We start from the raw sequence: 1,888 nt of genomic DNA on the forward strand, positions 1-1,888 counted from the left end.
AATCCTGCCCCCGCAACCATCTTTACTTGCGACCCCGTAGCTCCCGCTGCGGGGTTTTGCTTTTGCGCGGAAAGCGTAAGGATTTCAGCGAGATCGCCGCGAACGTCGATCTGGATCTTGCCATCGGCGGGCGTCAGGATGATGTCCTCGACGAGCGTGCGCAGGACGTCGGCCGCCTCGGTGCGCCGCTCCTCGGAATCGTCCTGCAGGGTCTCGTAAAGATGCTGAACGCGCAGTCGGTACTGCTTGGCCATCGCCGGGTGCAGAACCGGAGGTGGCTCGTCGGCGCTGGACAGGAACGTCGTCAGTTCGGCCTTTCTCGCTCGCAGCTTGTCGCCGCGCTCCTTCACGTCATCGACGGACAAGGCATCCTTCAGATAGAGATCCATCAGCTTCTGCACCTCTCGGTCGATCCGAGCGATCTCAGCTTGCGCTCCATCGATGTTGGAGCGCGCTTCCATCCGGAGGCGGTTCATTTCCTGCGTATAGGCGTCGCAAAACTCGGCGAAGATCGTCGGATCAAGCATACGGGTGCGCAGTGCGTCGAGTACGCGGCTCTCCAGCTCGTCCCGGCGGATGTTGACGCGATTGTCGCAGGTGCCTTTGTTGCGAGCGGTAGAGCAACCGATCAGCGTCGCCGAGATCGCCGAATAGCCTCCGCCACAGCAGGCGCACTTGGTCAGCCCCGAAAAGAGATATTTGGGGCGTCGGCGTGTGTTGATGAGTGCGACGCTGGGTTCGCCCTTGTCGTCTCGATCAATCGTGTTTCTGGCCTGACGCGCCTTCACCGCCTGCCACAGCTCGTCCTCTATGATGCGTAGCTCAGGTGCCTCCTGGATGACCCATTCCGCTTCCGGGTTCGGCCGTGCCTGGCGCTTGCCCGTGTCGGGGTCCTTCACGAAGCGTTGGCGGTTCCACACCAGCTTGCCGACATACATCTCATTGTTGAGGATGCCGGTGCCCCGCTTCGGGTTGCCGTTGATCGTGCTGAACCCCCAGTCACCCCCGGAAGGCGAGGGGACGCCTTCCTTGTTGAGCGCGAAGGCGATGGTCTTGGCCGATTTGCCGGCGGCATAGTCCCGGAAGATTCGCCGCACCACGTTGGCTTGGACCTCGTTGATCGTGCGATCACCGCGGATTGGTTCGCCATTGCCGTCGAACTTCTTCACCACGTCATAGCCGTAGGCATTGCCGCCGCCCGATTTGCCCGCCTCGACGCGCCCGCGCTGGCCGCGGCGCGTCTTGTCGGCAAGGTCCTGCAAAAACAGCGCGTTCATCGTGCCCTTCAGCCCGACATGCAGATGCGAGACCTCACCCTCCGACAGCGTGACGATCTTCACGTCGGAATAGCTCATGCGCTTGTAGAGGCCGGCAATGTCCTGTTGATCGCGCGACAGGCGGTCCATCGCCTCTGCCAGCACGATCTGAAACCGGCCGCGCGTGGCGTCGGCGATCAGCGCCTGGATGCCAGGACGGAGAAGCGATGCACCGGAGATGGCATGGTCGGTATATTCCTCGATAATCTGCCAGCCTTGCTTCTCGGCGTGTGCGCGGCAGATGCGGAGCTGATCAGCGATCGAGGCGTCACGCTGGTTGTCCGAGGAATAGCGCGCGTAGATGGCGACTTTCATAAAACGTCTCCCGCCGTCAGGAGCCGTTCGAGCCCCGCTTGGAAATAATATTGGTCTGCTCCGCAAAGGTCTCGCGCGCCATTTGCCTGCCGAGCAAACGGGCAAGCTGGATGAGCCGAGGGTCGGGATCTCCGCGCGATGTGAAGGTCAGCTCCGGCGCATCGACGAGCATTGCTTCGAGCAGCTCTTCGCGCTCGCCTTGCGTTATTTTCGTCTGTCTCGTGTGCTCGTCTGGGCTCATGCCCAACAGAATTTAC

At 61.7% G+C, this 1,888-nt stretch carries 2 protein-coding genes; both read right to left on the reverse strand.

The window, feature by feature from the left end; translation table 11 throughout:
- Positions 1-1,631 (reverse strand): recombinase family protein (locus SB4_RS16920; protein ID WP_058753515.1); only part of this gene is annotated, 1,631 nt, incomplete at its 3' end.
- 16 nt (positions 1,632-1,647) lie between these two features.
- Positions 1,648-1,872: a hypothetical protein gene (locus SB4_RS16925; protein ID WP_058753516.1), complete on the reverse strand. Its 225-nt coding sequence runs from the start codon at positions 1,870-1,872 to the stop codon at positions 1,648-1,650.
- Positions 1,873-1,888 lie beyond the last annotated feature (16 nt).

Source organism: Sphingomonas sanguinis (assembly GCF_001476905.1).
GTDB lineage: Bacteria > Pseudomonadota > Alphaproteobacteria > Sphingomonadales > Sphingomonadaceae > Sphingomonas > Sphingomonas sanguinis_B.